Genomic DNA, 16,802 nt, shown 5'->3' with positions numbered 1-16,802 from the left:
GTCGACGTAGCACGGCGCGGGGTCACAGCCAACGGCAGGAGTTCACACTTTGCCGAGCATAGACGCCCTCGCCGATCGCTTATCGGCCTACCTCGGCCCCGACCAGGTCAACCTGGTCCGCCGAGCGTATTTCTACGCCGAACAAGCCCACGACGGCCAACGCCGCCGGAGTGGCGAGGCGTATGTCACCCATCCTCTTGCGGTGGCAAATATTCTTGCCGACATGCACATGGACCATCAGAGCCTGATGGCCGCCATGCTGCATGACGTGATCGAAGACACCGGTATTGCCAAGGAAGCGCTCAGTGCGCAATTTGGCGAAACCGTGGCCGAACTGGTCGATGGGGTCAGCAAACTGACCCAGATGAACTTCGAGACCAAAGCCGAAGCCCAGGCGGAAAACTTCCAGAAGATGGCCATGGCCATGGCCCGGGATATCCGGGTGATCCTGGTCAAGCTGGCCGACCGGCTGCACAACATGCGCACGCTGGAAGTGCTGTCCGGCGAAAAACGCCGGCGCATCGCCAAGGAAACCCTGGAAATCTACGCGCCCATCGCCAACCGGCTGGGCATGCACGCCATTCGCATCGAATTCGAAGACCTCGGCTTCAAGGCCATGCACCCGATGCGTTCGGCACGCATCTACCAGGCGGTCAAGCGTGCCCGGGGCAACCGCAAGGAAATCGTCAACAAGATCGAAGAATCCCTGAGCCATTGCCTGGCGATCGACGAGATCGAGGGCGAGGTCAGCGGCAGGCAGAAACACATCTACGGCATCTACAAGAAGATGCGCGGCAAGCGCCGGGCGTTCAACGAGATCATGGACGTGTACGCGTTCCGCATCATCGTGGACAAGGTCGATACCTGCTACCGCGTGCTGGGCGCTGTACATAATTTGTACAAGCCCCTGCCGGGCCGCTTCAAGGACTACATCGCGATTCCCAAGGCCAACGGCTATCAGTCGCTGCATACCACGCTGTTTGGTATGCACGGGGTGCCGATCGAGATCCAGATCCGCACCCGGGAAATGGAAGAAATGGCCAACAACGGCATCGCCGCCCATTGGCTGTACAAGTCCAGTGGCGACGAGCAGCCAAAAGGCACCCATGCCCGCGCGCGCCAGTGGGTAAAAGGCGTGCTGGAAATGCAGCAACGTGCCGGCAACTCCCTGGAATTCATTGAAAGCGTGAAGATCGACCTGTTCCCGGACGAGGTCTATGTGTTCACGCCCAAGGGCCGGATCATGGAGCTGCCCAAAGGCTCCACGGCCGTCGACTTCGCCTACGCGGTGCACACCGACGTCGGCAACAGCTGCATCGCCTGCCGCATCAACCGTCGCCTGGCCCCGCTGTCGGAACCGCTGCAAAGCGGCTCCACCGTGGAAATCGTCAGCGCGCCGGGCGCACGGCCGAACCCCGCGTGGCTCAACTTCGTGGTCACTGGCAAGGCACGCACCCATATTCGCCATGCGCTGAAGCTGCAGCGCCGCTCCGAGTCCATCAGCCTGGGCGAACGCCTGCTGAACAAGGTGCTCAACGGTTTCGACAGCGCCCTGGACAAGATCCCGGGTGAGCGTGTTCAAGCGATGCTCCACGAGTACCGCCAGGAAACCATCGAAGACCTGCTGGAAGATATCGGCCTGGGCAACCGCATGGCCTACGTAGTAGCCCGCCGCCTGCTCGGCGAAGGCGAACAGTTGCCGAGCCCGGAGGGTCCGCTGGCGATTCGCGGCACCGAGGGCCTGGTGCTCAGTTATGCCAAGTGTTGCACACCGATCCCGGGCGACCCGATTGTCGGCCACCTGTCGGCGGGCAAAGGCATGGTCGTGCACCTGGACAACTGCCGCAACATCAGCGAAATCCGCCACAACCCGGAAAAATGCATCCAGCTCTCCTGGGCCAAGGATGTCACCGGCGAGTTCAACGTCGAGCTTCGCGTGGAGCTTGAGCACCAGCGTGGCCTGATCGCCCTGCTGGCCAGCAGCGTCAATGCGGCCGACGGCAATATCGAGAAAATCAGCATGGACGAACGCGATGGCCGCATCAGCGTGGTCCAACTGGTGGTCAGCGTGCACGACCGCGTACACCTGGCCCGCGTGATCAAAAAACTGCGCGCCTTGACCGGCGTGATCCGCATCACCCGCATGCGTGCATAGCCCACCTCTTACAAGGAGTCATTCATGACCAAGACTGTTATCACCAGCGATAAAGCCCCGGCCGCCATCGGCACTTACTCCCAGGCGATCAAGGCGGGCAACACCGTCTACATGTCCGGCCAAATCCCGCTGGACCCAAAGACCATGGAACTGGTTGAAGGCTTCGAAGCCCAGACCGTACAGGTCTTCGAAAACCTCAAGTCCGTCGCAGAAGCCGCGGGCGGTTCGTTCAAGGACATCGTCAAGCTGAACATCTTCCTCACCGACCTGAGCCACTTCGCCAAGGTCAACGAGATCATGGGCAAGTACTTCGAACAGCCCTACCCTGCTCGCGCCGCCATTGGCGTCGCAGCGCTGCCAAAAGGCGCGCAGGTTGAGATGGACGCGATCCTGGTCATCGAGTAAAACACCCGGCGCAGCCTCAACCAGGCTGCGCCGACTTCGTTTCAGAAGGATTTCATGATGCGCAAAGCGCTTGTAGCCTCCTCGTTGCTCGCCCTGTTGCTCGGCGGCTGTGCCAGCAATCCCGCCGACCTGGATGTGAGCGGCACCTGGATCAACCAGGTCGCCATCGATGCGGCAGCCAAGGGCGGCCCTTTGCGTGAAGCATTGCAAAGCTATGGTCCAAACCTCGAATGGGAGGTCAACACCAAGGCTTCGCAAGCGCGCTACTACAACGGTTTTGAAGTTGCCGAAGGCAAGTTGCTCGGCGAGCAATCCGGCGCCTGGAGCGTGGACTTCTACGGCAGCACCGCCACCGAACTCAAGCGCAAAAACAAACAACTGCTGCAAACGGCCAACGACAACGAGCCCGAACAGCTGTTCGCCCGCGCCAAAGACCCCGCACCGGAAGGCGCGCCACTGGGCGCCAACTTCGAACGGGCGCTGTACGCGGCCTATATGGGTGGCGACTGGAAGATCACCGACGGCTTCGGAAACGGCGCCACGGTACAGTTCCAGGCTGACGGCAAGGTCGCCGGCCTGCCTGGCGTCGATCGCTACTCACTGTGCCTGGCGGGCGATTGCGCCTCCATGAGCGGCGGCTATGACAGCATCTGGCTGCAACTCAACGGCCAGGGCAACCCCTGGATCTTCGTGCGCAAGGGCAAACAACTGGAAATCTTCCAGGCCGTCAACACCGCACAGACGGATGAAGTGCCCTCGTTTACACCGGGGCCACGGCAGTGGTTGCTCGAGAAACCGTGATACACAACAAAGGAGCCTACCGGCTCCTTTTTCTTTAGCCTGCGCCATTGTTTTCACGCATAAGCGGATGGCCTCATGCACAAGTTACTCGCGCTCAGCCTCAGCCCGTTCCTGCTGGCCGGTTGCACGCACACGTCGCAACCTGTCGACATCAGCGGACTGTGGATCAACCAGGCCGCTATTGATACCGCCGCCCAAGGTCGTCCATTACTCAAAGCACTGGACGCCAATGGCCTGAATCTGGAATGGAACATCGACGCCCGTGGCGGCAAAGCGTTATTCAGCAATGCATTCGAAGCCGGCGAAGGTCAACTGCGGTCAAAGGCACCAGGCGTATGGGTTGTCGACTATGACGGCCACGGCACCGACGAACTGCACTGGGATGGCAACCAGCTTATCCAGCAGGCCAAAGCATTTTTTGCCGGCCAAGTGTTCCGGCGCCCGGCCCAGCCAGCCCCCGAGGGTGCAAGGTGGGGTACAACGTTCAGACAGGCACTGAATTCAGCCTACATGGGCGGGAAGTGGAAAATCATTGAAGGCCAAGGCGTCGGCAACAGCGTGGTGTTCAATGCTGATGGCAGCCTGTCCGGGCTGGCACAAAATGACCGGTACGAGCTCTGTCTGGGCGGCGATTGCGCCACTCAAGGCGCTGGCAATGACACGCTCTCTCTCGGCAAGGGCGATGTCGCAGACGTATGGATTTTTGTCCGTCACGGCAAGCGGATGGAAATTTTGAACGCGATCAATCATGCCCAACCGGACGAAATTCCCCAACTCGCTCCAGGCCCACGCCAATGGCTGCTGGAACAACAGTGACGAAAAAAGAGCCCTTGTTCGGGTAATGCCAGCCAGTAAGGAGGAACACCGCAACTGTGGCAAGCGGGCTTGTTGTGGCAAACGGGCTTGTTGTGGCGAGCGGGCTTGCCCCGCGTTGGGCTGCGTAGCGGCCCCAATAAGAGCGCTGCAGTGTGCCAGGCAGCTCCGGGGCTGTTTTTTGGGGCCGCTTCGCAGCCCAACGCGGGGCAAGCCCGCTCGCCACAGGTTACTGTTTGCTCGTTCTATCTCTTAACTGACTGGCATTCGCCCTTGGGCTCGTCTGTCAGCGCTGACCTTCCAGAATCGCCGCATACCCCTCGCGATAGGTCGGATAGACCGGCGCCCAGCCCAGCGCCTTGGCCCGCGCATTACTGCATTGCTTGCTGCCCGCGCGGCGCACGCTGGCGTCGTCGGCCCATTCGGTCACGCCCAAATAGTCGCGCAACCAACCGACCACCTCCGCCAATGGCGCCGGCGCATCGTCAACACCGATGTAAATCTTCTCCAACGAGCCGCCCTGCTCCACATGCCGCAGCAAAAAGGCCAGCAGGCCCGCCGCGTCATCGACATGAATCCGGTTGCCATATAAAGGCGGATCGATCGCCACGCGATAACCCTGGCGCACCTGGGTCAGCAGCCATTCACGGCCCGGGCCATAGATCCCCGTCAACCGCACGACGCTCGCCGGGATACCACTGTTCAGCGCCACTTGCTCAGCTTCCAGCATCACCTGCCCGGAATAGCCTTTCGCCTGGGTCTCGGAGGTTTCATCGACCCACTCGCCATTCTGCTGCCCATACACACTGCTGCTGGATACAAACAACAGATGCTTGGGCTCCTGGCCGTAATCCTTCAGCCACTCCAGCACGTGCTGCAGCCCCTGCACATAAGCGGCGCGATAACCGGCCTCATCGTGATCCGTCGCGGCGGCGCAATACACCAGGTAATCCACCCCGCCGATTGGCCAGGTGTCAGGGCAATCCTTGTTGAACAGGTCGCCGGCAATGCCAATCACGCCATCGGGCAGGCGCGAAATATCACGCCGCAGGCCATGAACCTCCCATTCCGAGGCGAGCAGTTGGCTGGCCAGCCGACTCCCCACATCGCCACATCCGGCAATCACAACAGAAGGCGCAGACATCACAAAACTCCGAACTGAAAGGTCTAGATTAGCCGTCTCGGTAGACCGGCGGCCAGAAAAAGGGCAAATAAAGTTACTGTATTACTTTTGTTAACAAGAATTACTTGCAATAATAACCGCCCATTTGTCCTCGACCTCGCACGGTCTGGAAGGACGATCACTCATTTTTTCTCTCAGGTCCGGCCAGCATGACACGTCATACAAACCCCGCTTCGCCAACCAAGCCTCACAGCCCATCCCGCGCCTGGCGTGCGATTGCTGCGTTGCTGTTCAGCGTACTGCTGGCACCGACCGCCGCATTCGCTGATGCCACGGCGCCGGCCACCCCGCCTGCCGCCGAACAGAACGCCGCCCCTGCGGCTGCACCTGCCGCGACCGATCCGGCAGTGCCAGCCGCTGCCGACGAGTCCGGCGTAGTACTGGAAGAAGACAACACCCTGGGCATGGCCCACGACCTGTCCCCATGGGGCATGTACCAGAATGCTGACGTGGTGGTGAAAGCCGTGATGATCGGCCTGGCCATTGCCTCGATCATTACCTGGACCATCTGGATCGCCAAGGGCTTCGAGCTGCTGGGCGCCAAGCGTCGTCTGCGCACCGAGATCGTCCACCTGAAAAAAGCCACCACCCTCAAGGAAGCCAGTGAAAGCGCGACCCAAAAGGGCACCCTGGCCAATACCCTGGTGCACGACGCGCTGGAAGAAATGCGCCTGTCGGCCAACACCCGCGAAAAAGAAGGTATCAAAGAGCGCGTAGCCTTCCGCCTGGAGCGTTTGGTCGCAGCCTGCGGTCGTAACATGAGCAGCGGCACCGGCGTGCTGGCTACCATCGGTTCCACTGCGCCGTTCGTCGGCCTGTTCGGTACCGTGTGGGGCATCATGAACAGCTTCATCGGCATCGCCAAAACCCAGACCACCAACCTTGCCGTCGTTGCCCCCGGCATCGCCGAGGCCCTGCTGGCTACAGCCCTGGGCCTGGTTGCCGCGATTCCTGCGGTGGTGATCTACAACGTCTTCGCCCGTTCGATTGCCGGCTACAAGGCCCAGGTATCGGACGCGTCGGCAGAAGTCCTGCTGCTGGTGAGCCGCGACCTCGACCACCTGCCTACCGAGCGCAGCTCGCAACCGCACATGGTGAAAGTGGGGTAATCGGCCATGGGCCTGCATTTGAATCAAGGCGACGACGAACTCGTCGAGAACCACGAAATCAACGTCACGCCATTCATCGACGTGATGCTGGTGTTGCTGATCATCTTCATGGTGGCGGCACCCCTGGCCACCGTGGACATCAAGGTCGACCTGCCCGCCTCCAGCGCCAAGCCGGCGCCGCGGCCGGAGAAGCCGATCTTCCTCAGCGTCAAGGCGGACCAGCGCCTGTTCCTGGGCGAAGAAGAAGTCAAAGCCGAAACCCTGGGGCCAGTGCTCGATGCCAAGACCCAAGGCAAAAAGGACACGACGATCTTCTTCCAGGCTGATAAAGGCGTGGACTACGGCGACCTGATGAGCGTGATGGATGCCCTGCGGGCGGCCGGCTATCTGAAGGTGGGCCTGGTCGGACTTGAGACGGCAGCCAAGAAATGATCACGACGCGCCACAAACTGACGCGTTATGGCACCAGCCTCGCCGTCGTGCTGGGCGTGCACGCCATCGCGATTGCCATCGCACTCCACTGGTCGGCACCGCGCCCGGTCCTGCTGCCACCGGCAGCCATGGTCATTGACCTGGCACCCGCGCCAGCGCCACCACCGCCAGCGCCGCCGAAAGTGGTGACGCCGCCGCAACCGCCTGCCCCGGTGGAAGAGTTGCCGCTGCCAAAACTGGCCGAGGCGCCCAAGCCGACGATCCAGGTGCCCAAGCCGGTCAAGCCCAAGCCCAAACCCCAGCCGCCCAAGCCGGTGGAGAAGAAGCCCGAGCCACCCAAGGAAAAACCTTCCGAGGACCCACCGAGCGAATCGCCACAGACCAACGCTCCGGCGGAAAAATCGGCCCAGCCGGTTCCTGGCCCATCGCCGCAACAGGTGGCCGCCAAGGCGTCCTGGGAAGGCACCCTGCTGGCGCACTTGCAGAAGTACAAGAAGTACCCGCCGGGCGCCCAGGCCCGAGGCAAGGAAGGCCTGAACCGCTTGCGCTTCGTGGTGGATGCCGATGGCAACGTGCTGTCCTATGAGCTGGTGGGCCGCTCCGGCAACGCCGACCTGGACCGTGCGACCCTGGACATGATCCGTCGTGCCCAACCACTGCCCAAGCCACCGGCAGACATGTTGAAAGGCGGCAGCATCGAGATCGTTGCGCCGTTCGTTTACAACATCGAAAAACGTCGCCGGTAATCCTCACCGTGGGCACTCTCGGGTGCCCACGGCTGCTGCTCCCTCCCCCGCGTATTGCTGCAACCTGAACCAGGGTTGAACAGCCTGCGACCTATCTCCATCTTCACTTGTAACATTTAAATACAAAGCCAATTATCCGCGAATCGTTCTCATTAGCGGACATTCGGCATGCCCACTCTTGCCCGGCTGGCTCTCCTCCTGCTGGCTTTTCCCGTCGTTGCGCAGGCGGATCAACTGGTCACCCTGGTCATTCAAAACCACACCTTCAGCCCCTCAAGTTTCGAGGTGCCGGCCGGTGAGCGCTTTCGCATTCAACTCACCAGCCACGACGAAAGCGTCGATGAGTTCGAAAGCTATGACATGAAATTCGAAAAAATCATCGTCCCCGGCAACACCGTGACGGTGTTCGCCGGCCCGCTGCATCCCGGCACTTACACCTTCTTCGATGACTACCACCCCGACCAGGCCAAAGGCACGGTCACTGCCGTCGAGGCCAAGGAGTAAGCCATGCTGGCCTGTCTGTTGATCGTGTTTCGAGAAGTGCTGGAAGCCGGGATTGTGGTGGGGATCGTGATGGCCGCCACCCAGGGCCTGGCGCGGCGCGGGCTGTTTATCGGCGGCGGGATCGCAGCCGGCGTACTGGGCGCGGGGATCCTCGCACTCTTTACCGGCGCAATCACCCAGGCACTCCAGGGCTTTGGCCAGGAGATTTTCAACGCAGCCATTCTGGTGGTCGCCGTGGTCATGCTGGGCTGGCACAACCTGTGGATGGCCAGCCATGGTCGCGAGTTGGCCACCCAACTGCGCAGCGCCGGCAATGCGGTACTCAACGGCGAAAAATCACTCTGGGCGCTGGCCGTGGTAATCACCGTGGCGGTGCTGCGCGAAGGCTCGGAAATCGTGCTGTTCCTCTATGGCATCGCCGCGTCGAGCCAGGCAGACCCACTGTCGATGCTGGCCGGTGGCGTGCTCGGCATCGCCGCCGGCGCCGCGCTGTCCTGGCTGATGTACCGCGGCCTGGTCGCCATCAGCCTCAAGCGTCTGTTTTCGATTACCGGTTGGATGATTGCCTTGCTCGCCGCCGGCATGGCGGGGCGGGCGGCCGCGATCCTCGCCGGTATCGACCTGATCCCCGCCTGGGGCTACCAACTCTGGGACACGTCCTGGCTGGTCTCCGACGCCAGCCTCACCGGCCGCGCCCTGACCGCGCTGGTGGGCTACACCGACCGGCCGCTGGGTGTCCAACTGGTCGCCTGGTCTGTCACCCTTGCGCTCCTGGTGCTGGGTAACCGCTTGCTGCATTCACGCCCGACGCAATCACGTTAACTGCCTCAAGGAGCCACGCCATGAAACACCTGCGCAACCCCTTGGCCACCGCACTGGTACTTGTCAGCGCCCTGGCCGCTTCAACCCTGACCCAAGCCCGCGAGTACCCGATTGGCGGGCCCGTCCAGGTCAACGACATGGAAATCGCCTCCTCCTACCTGGTGGGCATCGAAATGGCCCCCATGCCACCGGGCATGGTGATGAGCAAGGATTCGGTGCACCTTGAAACGGATGTGCATGCCACCGCCGACAACAAATACGGCCTGTCCAATGGCGAGTGGGTGCCCTACCTGACCATCACCTACTCGCTGGTCAAGCAGGGTTCGCCCGACTACAAGGAAATCGGCACGCTGCTGCCGATGGTGGCCAAAGACGGCGCCCACTACGCCAACAACGTGAAAATGGACGGCCCCGGCACCTACACTGTGGTACTGCGCTACGAAAGCCCGCAGATCAAAGGTTTCTTCCACCACGTGGACAAGGAAACCGGCGTACCGGAATGGTGGGGGCCGTTCACCAAAACCTTTACCTTCAAATACCCGCAAAGCTGAAAGCATGAACGCGACACCTGATTACCAGGTGTCGTAAACCCCATCCTCTCTGATAACGTGCGTCTATCGATTGCAGCCGGTATGCTTGGCTTGCAACCTCATGGACGCCCGCTATGACTCTTACAGAATTACGCTACATCGTGACCCTCGCCCAAGAACAACACTTCGGCCACGCGGCCGAGCGTTGCCACGTCAGCCAGCCGACGCTATCGGTGGGCGTGAAGAAGCTTGAAGACGAACTCGGTGTGCTGATTTTCGAGCGCAGCAAAAGCGCCGTGCGCCTGACCCCGGTGGGTGAAGGCATTGTTGCCCAGGCCCAGAAGGTCCTGGAACAAGCGCAAAGCATTCGCGAACTGGCCCAGGCCGGCAAGAACCAGCTGACCGCACCGCTGAAAGTCGGCGCCATCTACACCGTCGGCCCCTACCTGTTCCCGCACTTGATTCCGCAACTGCACCGCGTCGCGCCGCAGATGCCGCTGTATATCGAAGAAAACTTCACCCATGTGCTACGCGACAAACTGCGCAACGGCGAGCTGGACGCGATCATCATTGCCCTGCCGTTCAACGAGGCGGACGTGCTCACCCTGCCGCTCTACGACGAGCCGTTCTACGTATTGATGCCGGCCTCGCACCCGTGGACGCAAAAAGACACCATCGACGCGGCCCTGCTCAACGACAAGAGCCTGCTGCTGCTCGGTGAGGGCCACTGCTTCCGCGACCAAGTGCTGGAAGCCTGCCCGACCCTGACCAAGGGCAACGATGGCGCCAAGCACACCACGGTGGAATCCAGCTCCCTGGAAACCATTCGCCACATGGTCGCTTCCGGCCTCGGCATCTCGATCCTGCCGCTGTCGGCGGTGGACAGCCATCACTACGCCCCCGGCGTGATCGAAGTGCGCCCACTCACGCCACCGGTGCCGTTCCGCACCGTGGCAATCGCCTGGCGCGCCAGTTTCCCGCGGCCCAAAGCCATCGAGATCCTCGCTGACTCGATCCGCCTGTGCTCGGTGGCCAAGCCGCCTGCCGCGAGCTAAGCAACGGTATGACAGAGCTGTCGCAGGTGCAAGTGACGGCACTCAAGGGTGTCGGTGAAGCCATGGCCGAGAAGCTGGCCAAGGTCGGCCTGGAGAACCTCCAGGACGTGCTGTTCCACCTGCCCCTGCGCTATCAGGATCGCACCCGCGTAGTGCCCATCGGCCACTTGCGGCCTGGACAGGACGCAGTGGTCGAAGGCACCGTCAGCGGCGCCGACGTGGTCATGGGCAAGCGCCGCAGCCTGGTGGTGCGCCTGCAGGACGGCACCGGTGGCCTGAGCCTGCGCTTCTACCATTTCAGCAACGCGCAGAAGGAAGGCCTCAAGCGCGGCACCCGCGTGCGCTGCTACGGCGAGGCGCGGCCCGGCGCTTCTGGCCTGGAAATCTATCATCCGGAATACCGCGCCATTACCGGCGACGAGCCACCGCCGGTCGACACCACGCTCACACCGATCTACCCGTTGACCGAAGGCCTGACCCAACAGCGCCTGCGCCAACTGTGCATGCAGACCCTGACGATGCTCGGCCCCACCAGCCTGCCCGACTGGCTGCCCCAGGAGCTGGCGCGCGACTACCAGCTGGCGCCGCTGGCTGATGCGATTCGCTACCTGCACCACCCACCGGCCGACGCCGATGTCGACGAATTGGCCCTGGGTCATCACTGGGCCCAGCATCGCCTGGCGTTCGAAGAGCTGCTGACCCACCAACTGTCCCAACAGCGCCTACGCGAAAGCATGCGCTCCCTGCGCGCACCAGCGATGCCCAAGGCCACGCGCCTGCCTGCGCAGTACCTGGCCAACCTCGGCTTTGCGCCGACCGGCGCCCAGCAACGCGTGGGCAATGAAATCGCCTACGACTTGAGCCAGAAGGAGCCCATGCTGCGGCTGATCCAGGGCGACGTGGGCGCAGGCAAGACCGTGGTTGCCGCCCTCGCCGCCTTGCAGGCCCTGGAAGCCGGGTACCAAGTCGCGCTGATGGCGCCCACCGAGATCCTCGCCGAGCAGCACTTCATCACCTTCAAGCGCTGGCTCGAACCCCTGGGCCTGGAAGTGGCATGGCTGGCGGGCAAGCTCAAGGGCAAGAACCGCGCAGCCGCCCTCGAACAGATCGCCGCCGGCGCACCGATGGTGGTGGGTACCCACGCGCTGTTCCAGGACGAAGTGACGTTCAAGAACCTGGCCCTGGTGATCATCGACGAACAACACCGTTTCGGCGTGCAACAACGCCTGGCCCTGCGTCAGAAAGGCGTGGGCGGCCGCATGAGCCCGCACCAACTGATCATGACCGCCACGCCGATCCCGCGCACCCTGGCCATGAGTGCCTACGCCGACCTCGACACCTCGATCCTTGACGAACTGCCCCCCGGCCGAACCCCGGTCAACACCGTGCTGGTCACCGACACCCGCCGCGTGGAAGTGATCGAGCGCGTGCGTGGCGCCTGTGCCGAAGGGCGCCAGGCGTACTGGGTGTGCACGTTGATTGAAGAATCCGAAGAGCTGACCTGCCAGGCCGCCGAGACCACGTACGAAGACCTCACCAGCGCCCTCGGCGAGCTCAAGGTCGGGCTGATCCACGGCCGCATGAAGCCGGCAGAGAAAGCTGCGGTAATGGCCGAATTCAAGGCCGGCAACCTGCAACTGCTGGTGGCCACCACGGTCATCGAAGTCGGTGTGGACGTGCCCAACGCCAGCCTGATGATCATCGAAAACCCCGAGCGCCTGGGCCTGGCGCAACTGCACCAGTTGCGCGGCCGCGTCGGCCGGGGCAGCGCCGCCAGCCACTGTGTGCTGCTCTACCACCCGCCACTGTCGCAGATCGGTCGTCAGCGCCTGGGCATCATGCGTGAAACCAACGACGGTTTTGTCATTGCCGAGAAAGACCTCGAACTGCGCGGCCCCGGCGAGATGCTCGGTACCCGCCAGACCGGCCTGCTGCAATTCAAGGTCGCCGACCTGATGCGCGACGCCGACCTGCTGCCCGCTGTGCGCGATGCGGCGCAAGCGCTGCTGGAGCGCTGGCCGCATCACGTCAGCCCGCTGCTGGATCGCTGGCTTCGCCATGGGCAGCAATACGGCCAAGTGTGACGCCTGACTCACTTATCCGACCTACAGTTGTATCAAGCTGGTTATACTTCGTTGACTGTAAGAAATTGGATCAGGCCATGTCAGAAGTTGCCCTCGCCACAACCCCACTGACCGCCCCGCCGGTTATTCGGGCGTTGCTTGCAAAACTCGCCATCAGCTACACGGAAGTCGCCGAACAACCGGGCCTGAATCCTGCGCAAAAGGTCCAGGCGGTGTTGCTGGAAGATGCCGTGGGCGCACTGATGGTGCTGTTCCCACAGAGCCAGTTGCTCGACCTCAACCGCCTCACCGAACTCACCGGGCGTCGCCTCACGGCGGTATCACCGGATCGCGTCAAGCGCATGCTGGGCAAGCACGACCTGAGCCTGTTGCCGGGCCTGCCACCGCTGACCAGTTCACCGTGCCTGTACGAAGGCAGCCTGCTCAACGAACCCAGCCTGCTGGTGCATTCAGGCGAAGCCGGGGTATTGCTGGAAATCTCCAGCGAAGCCTTCAAGACCATGCTCACCAAGGCCAGCGCCGGCCAGTTCGGTGAGCCGCTGAGCAACATCCGCCCCAACCTCGACCGCCCCAATGATGACCGCGAGGAAATCACCCAAGCGATGCAGGCGTTCACGGCCCGCCGCATCCAGCAACGCCTGGAAGCGACCATCGAGATTCCGCCGCTGGCTGACACCGCGCAGAAGATCATCAAGCTGCGCGTCGACCCCAATGCGACCATCGACGATATCACCGGCGTGGTGGAAACCGACCCGGCCCTGGCCGCCCAGGTGGTCAGTTGGGCCGCATCGCCCTACTACGCCTCGCCGGGCAAGATCCGTTCGGTGGAAGACGCCATCGTGCGCGTGCTGGGCTTTGACCTGGTGATCAACCTGGCGCTTGGCCTGGCCCTGGGCAAAACCCTGAGCCTGCCCAAGGACCACCCGCACCAGGCTACGCCGTACTGGCACCAATCGATCTACACCGCCGCCGTGATCGAAGGCCTGACCCGTGCCATGCCACGCGCCCAGCGCCCCGAAGCCGGCCTGACCTACCTGGCCGGCTTGCTGCACAACTTCGGCTACCTGCTGCTGGCCCATGTGTTCCCGCCGCATTTCTCGCTGATCTGCCGGCACCTGGAGGTCAACCCGCACCTGTGCCACAGCTATGTCGAGCAGCATCTGCTGGGCATCAGCCGCGAGCAGATCGGCGCCTGGCTGATGCGCTACTGGGACATGCCGGACGAACTGTCCACCGCCCTGCGCTTCCAGCACGACCCGACCTACGACGGCCAGTATGCCGAGTACCCGAACCTTGTATGCCTGGCCGTGCGCCTGTTGCGCAGCCGTGGCATTGGTTCCGGCCCGGATGAAACGATCCCGGATGTGCTGCTCGATCGCCTGGGCTTGAGCCGTGACAAGGCCGAGGAAGTGGTGGGCAAAGTGCTGGATGCCGAAGTGCTGTTGCGCGAATTGGCGTCCCAGTTCAGCCAGGGCTGAATCGGTAGCTTGTCAGATCGCTATCGGGGGCAAGCCCCCTCCCACATTTTGATCTGCGAACACAGTCAAGTGTGGGAGGGGGCTTGCCCCCGATGAATCCACCTCGATCTACTTCTTTTTCTTCGGCTTCAAATACTTGGTCAAGCCCTGGAACCAGATCACCAACGCCGGGTTGCCCTTGATCTGGATCGACTTGTCCTGAATCCCCGTCATGAACGCCAATTGCTTGTTCTTCGCCTGCAAGGTGGCGAAGCCGTAGGCCGCATCCTTGAACGCGATGGCAAACGCCGGCGCCGGGTGGACACCCGAGCGGCTGGTGATGCGCTGGTCTTTGACGATGAAATGACGGGCAACCTTGCCGTCGAGGGTCTGCAACTGGAACGCCAGGTCTTTGTCACCCAGCTGTTGCTGGAACGCAGGGTTGGTGCGGCTGGCTTTGCCCATCATCAGGCCCAGCACCCACAGGAGAAGACGAAATTTCATAACGGCACAGCCTCAGGAAAATTAACGGCTCGCGCAGTCTAACGATTCCCCTGTAGAACGCCACTATTCCCCCAAGTTAGAAAACCCTCATTGTTTTACTCAGACGCATGACTGCACGGTCAATATTTAAACAGACCACCATTAGACCGGCGCAGGCGAGAATCAACTTGGAATAACGCCATTCCAAACAGGTCTAACTGACTGTCAACTTTAACAGTAGTTATTTCCAGTCCCTGACGCCAACCTTGACGCGAAACTTCCAGGCTCGATAAAAATCATTTAATGGAACTAAAGCCATGAAAACCATTAACAACACATTGGCTGGACAAGTAAGCGCCAATATTGAACTGGGCGGCTCCATACATCCTTTCGTGTCAACATATACCAGCGCAACTTTGAAAGACCATCACGTGGTCATCAAAGCCTCCCAAGCGGTATTTTCACCTTTCCGTATCTATACCGTTGAATTGAAAATTGCCAATGGCGCCGAACCTGGTCCATATCCCTTGGATGGCAAGCCGGGAAATACTGTCGGCCTGGCGTATGACCCACCCACGACGGTTCAGTTGGACTCCTACCGGGACATCGAAGGCGAATTTACGTTGACTGAGACGGCGTCTGAGCAGCAAATCGACGGCACCTTTTACTGCACCGCCAAAAGTTTAAACCCTGAAATCCGCGATTTAGCCACCTTCACTGAGGGCAAGGTATCCTTCCGCAGTGAAACATCACATCGACAAAGTACAGGGTATCTGAGGGGCACGCTTAATTTGCCCACGCCCGACTTCAGCTCAAGCAAACCGCACATGAGCTTCACTGAACCTGGCTTTCTGCAAGTCGTGGCAAACGATGATAACGATGATAAAAACGCGCCTAGACACTTGTGGCTGCACATTCCCACATCAAAGCTGGGTGAAAAAACACTTCCCATTTCCCCCTCTGAGGATGGGGACACCGCTGTCGTCACTTTGATTGCGAAGGTCTTTTATCGCGCCACCTCGGGAACCGTTAACTTCACCTACGATGAACATCTAAAAAAATTGACTGGCACTCTGAACTTCAGCGTCTCTGGCCCAGGCCACGACGATGTCGTATTTTCTGATGGCTCTTTTGAAATCACGGGATTGAGCAAAGCCTAGACAGGCTGATAGCACACCGATTGAACGGGTATCCAGACTCCATTCAATAGAACGCGGTGTAACAATGCCAGCCGATCACCATTGAAGATGAGTGGCTGGCATTGACGGTTTAGAACACCCCCTCGTCCTTACACGTTAGGGCAAGGCACCGGCGCCCAGTCGGCCAGGTTTGGATCGCGGCAAGTGCCTTCGATCTGCGCTTTACCGGCGCTGGCGACCTTCTTGCTTTCATCTTGCTTGGTCTGGGCGGTCTGGAAGGTTTTCTCGGTGTTTACCGCTTCTGTCGGCACGGTTGGAAGAGGCGGCTTTTTCGGCGGTTTGGTGCCTGTACCTTTCTTCTTGTTGCCCGGTGTCACCGCGGGTGTTGCATCGGCCTGGGCCACGGTGACCACGTCGGCACGCTGTACGCCAACCTGCTGCAGGTCCTTCTCGTAGGCTTGGGTGTAGTTGTTCAGGTCTTCGGCGGCTTTGCCGTTGACCGCAACGATCAGGTCATTGGATTCCTTCAGGCCCGAGACGATTTCCGCCAGGCGCTTGCGGCCTTCGGTATCGTTGACGGTCTTGGCTTTACGATCAGCCACCAACTTGGTGAATGCGCTCTGGTAGCACTGCTGGGACGCCCTGGCGTACGCGGTGCTGCGGTCGATGTCAGAGGCACTTTTGTTCACGTCAGCCGCATACGAGGCAATGCGCTGGTTGTCATCGGCGATCTGCTTCTGACGCTCGGTGTAGTAACCCGCTGCGCCGCCGGCCAGGGCGCCGCCCGCTGCGCCGATGGCGGCGTTACGGCCACGGTTTTCCTTGTCGCCGGTCAGCACGCCCAGCAAGGCACCGCCCGCCGCACCGATGGCCGCGCCGGTGACAACCGACTTGGTCATGTTCGAATCGGTGGCGCGCAAGTGCTGCACCGGCTCGTAGCAGTTGGGGTAGTACTCGACCTTGGTGCTCGACGCGACCTTGGAGGCCGGCGACGTGGCGCAACCGGTCAGCACCGTGCTGAAGCCGGCTGCGATCAGCAGCAAGTGACGCTTGGAAACCGCCTTACGGGAAAAAAGCATAGGTG

At 61.3% G+C, this 16,802-nt stretch carries 17 protein-coding genes; 14 read left to right on the top strand and 3 right to left on the bottom strand.

All coding sequences use genetic code 11. From position 1 onward, the window contains the following. Positions 1–49: 49 nt before the first annotated feature. From spoT to QU606_RS00995, 4 genes are all read left to right on the top strand, one after another. Complete coding sequence (gene spoT, locus QU606_RS01010) at positions 50–2,155, top strand: bifunctional GTP diphosphokinase/guanosine-3',5'-bis pyrophosphate 3'-pyrophosphohydrolase (RefSeq protein ID WP_024078104.1); 2,106 nt, start codon at positions 50–52, stop codon at positions 2,153–2,155. A 24-nt stretch (positions 2,156–2,179) separates the two neighbouring features. After that, positions 2,180–2,560: a RidA family protein gene (locus tag QU606_RS01005; protein WP_003176922.1), complete on the top strand. Its 381-nt coding sequence runs from the start codon at positions 2,180–2,182 to the stop codon at positions 2,558–2,560. Between the two features lie 57 nt (positions 2,561–2,617). Beyond that, a complete protein-coding gene (locus QU606_RS01000; RefSeq protein ID WP_024078105.1) occupies positions 2,618–3,361 on the top strand; it encodes a hypothetical protein in 744 nt (247 codons plus the stop codon). Between the two features lie 75 nt (positions 3,362–3,436). Continuing rightward, positions 3,437–4,177 carry a hypothetical protein gene (locus tag QU606_RS00995; RefSeq protein WP_304998038.1) on the top strand — a complete coding sequence of 247 codons (741 nt, stop codon included), beginning with the start codon at positions 3,437–3,439 and terminating at the stop codon, positions 4,175–4,177. Positions 4,178–4,460: 283 nt separating this feature from the next. Here the strand turns inward: QU606_RS00995 and QU606_RS00990 are convergent, their stop codons facing one another. After that, positions 4,461–5,318, bottom strand: a complete 858-nt coding sequence (locus QU606_RS00990) for an SDR family oxidoreductase (RefSeq protein WP_024078107.1) — start codon at positions 5,316–5,318, stop codon at positions 4,461–4,463. Positions 5,319–5,506: 188 nt separating this feature from the next. On the opposite strand from QU606_RS00990, the gene exbB reads away from it, so the two are divergent. The 9 genes from exbB to QU606_RS00945 all read left to right on the top strand — a co-directional run bounded on the left by exbB (position 5,507) and on the right by QU606_RS00945 (position 14,117). Beyond that, the gene (exbB, locus tag QU606_RS00985; protein WP_024078108.1) at positions 5,507–6,466 is read left to right on the top strand and encodes a tonB-system energizer ExbB; all 960 of its coding nucleotides are present in this window, start codon (positions 5,507–5,509) and stop codon (positions 6,464–6,466) included. Positions 6,467–6,472: 6 nt separating this feature from the next. Next, entirely contained in the window at positions 6,473–6,898 is a 426-nt protein-coding gene (gene exbD / locus QU606_RS00980) for a TonB system transport protein ExbD (RefSeq protein ID WP_003195519.1), read from the top strand. Further along, the gene (locus tag QU606_RS00975) at positions 6,895–7,644 is read left to right on the top strand and encodes an energy transducer TonB (RefSeq protein WP_102624892.1); all 750 of its coding nucleotides are present in this window, start codon (positions 6,895–6,897) and stop codon (positions 7,642–7,644) included. The genes exbD and QU606_RS00975 overlap by 4 nt, the downstream gene beginning before the upstream one ends. 168 nt (positions 7,645–7,812) lie before the next feature. Further along, positions 7,813–8,148, top strand: coding sequence for a cupredoxin domain-containing protein (locus tag QU606_RS00970; RefSeq protein WP_024078110.1), 336 nt, complete (start codon positions 7,813–7,815; stop codon positions 8,146–8,148). Positions 8,149–8,151: 3 nt separating this feature from the next. Continuing rightward, positions 8,152–8,970 (top strand): FTR1 family protein, encoded by an 819-nt coding sequence (locus QU606_RS00965; protein WP_102624893.1) that lies wholly within the window; start codon positions 8,152–8,154, stop codon positions 8,968–8,970. Between the two features lie 20 nt (positions 8,971–8,990). Further along, entirely contained in the window at positions 8,991–9,521 is a 531-nt protein-coding gene (locus QU606_RS00960; RefSeq protein ID WP_024078112.1) for an iron transporter, read from the top strand. 113 nt (positions 9,522–9,634) lie between these two features. After that, complete coding sequence (locus QU606_RS00955; protein ID WP_024078113.1) at positions 9,635–10,555, top strand: hydrogen peroxide-inducible genes activator; 921 nt, start codon at positions 9,635–9,637, stop codon at positions 10,553–10,555. Between the two features lie 8 nt (positions 10,556–10,563). Continuing rightward, positions 10,564–12,639 (top strand): ATP-dependent DNA helicase RecG, encoded by a 2,076-nt coding sequence (recG, locus tag QU606_RS00950; RefSeq protein WP_304998037.1) that lies wholly within the window; start codon positions 10,564–10,566, stop codon positions 12,637–12,639. 77 nt (positions 12,640–12,716) lie between these two features. Further along, on the top strand, positions 12,717–14,117 hold the full coding sequence (locus QU606_RS00945) for an aminoacyl-tRNA deacylase and HDOD domain-containing protein (RefSeq protein WP_024078115.1): 1,401 nt from the start codon (positions 12,717–12,719) through the stop codon (positions 14,115–14,117). Between the two features lie 108 nt (positions 14,118–14,225). On the opposite strand, the gene QU606_RS00940 is transcribed toward QU606_RS00945, so the two are convergent. Further along, positions 14,226–14,600, bottom strand: coding sequence for a helicase (locus tag QU606_RS00940; RefSeq protein WP_069077358.1), 375 nt, complete (start codon positions 14,598–14,600; stop codon positions 14,226–14,228). Between the two features lie 296 nt (positions 14,601–14,896). On the opposite strand from QU606_RS00940, the gene QU606_RS00935 reads away from it, so the two are divergent. Further along, positions 14,897–15,739, top strand: a complete 843-nt coding sequence (locus QU606_RS00935) for a DUF6252 family protein (RefSeq protein WP_024078117.1) — start codon at positions 14,897–14,899, stop codon at positions 15,737–15,739. 128 nt (positions 15,740–15,867) lie between these two features. Here QU606_RS00935 and tagQ read toward each other — a convergent pair whose 3' ends face one another. After that, positions 15,868–16,797 (bottom strand): type VI secretion system-associated lipoprotein TagQ, encoded by a 930-nt coding sequence (gene tagQ / locus QU606_RS00930; protein WP_041161054.1) that lies wholly within the window; start codon positions 16,795–16,797, stop codon positions 15,868–15,870. Between the last annotated feature and the right edge of the window lie 5 nt (positions 16,798–16,802).

It is taken from the genome of Pseudomonas sp. OVF7, from assembly GCF_030644265.1.
Taxonomy (GTDB): Bacteria; Pseudomonadota; Gammaproteobacteria; order Pseudomonadales; family Pseudomonadaceae; genus Aquipseudomonas; species Aquipseudomonas gorinensis.
The sequence above is the reverse complement of the archived record's forward strand: the minus strand, read 5'-3'. Positions and strand labels throughout refer to the sequence as shown.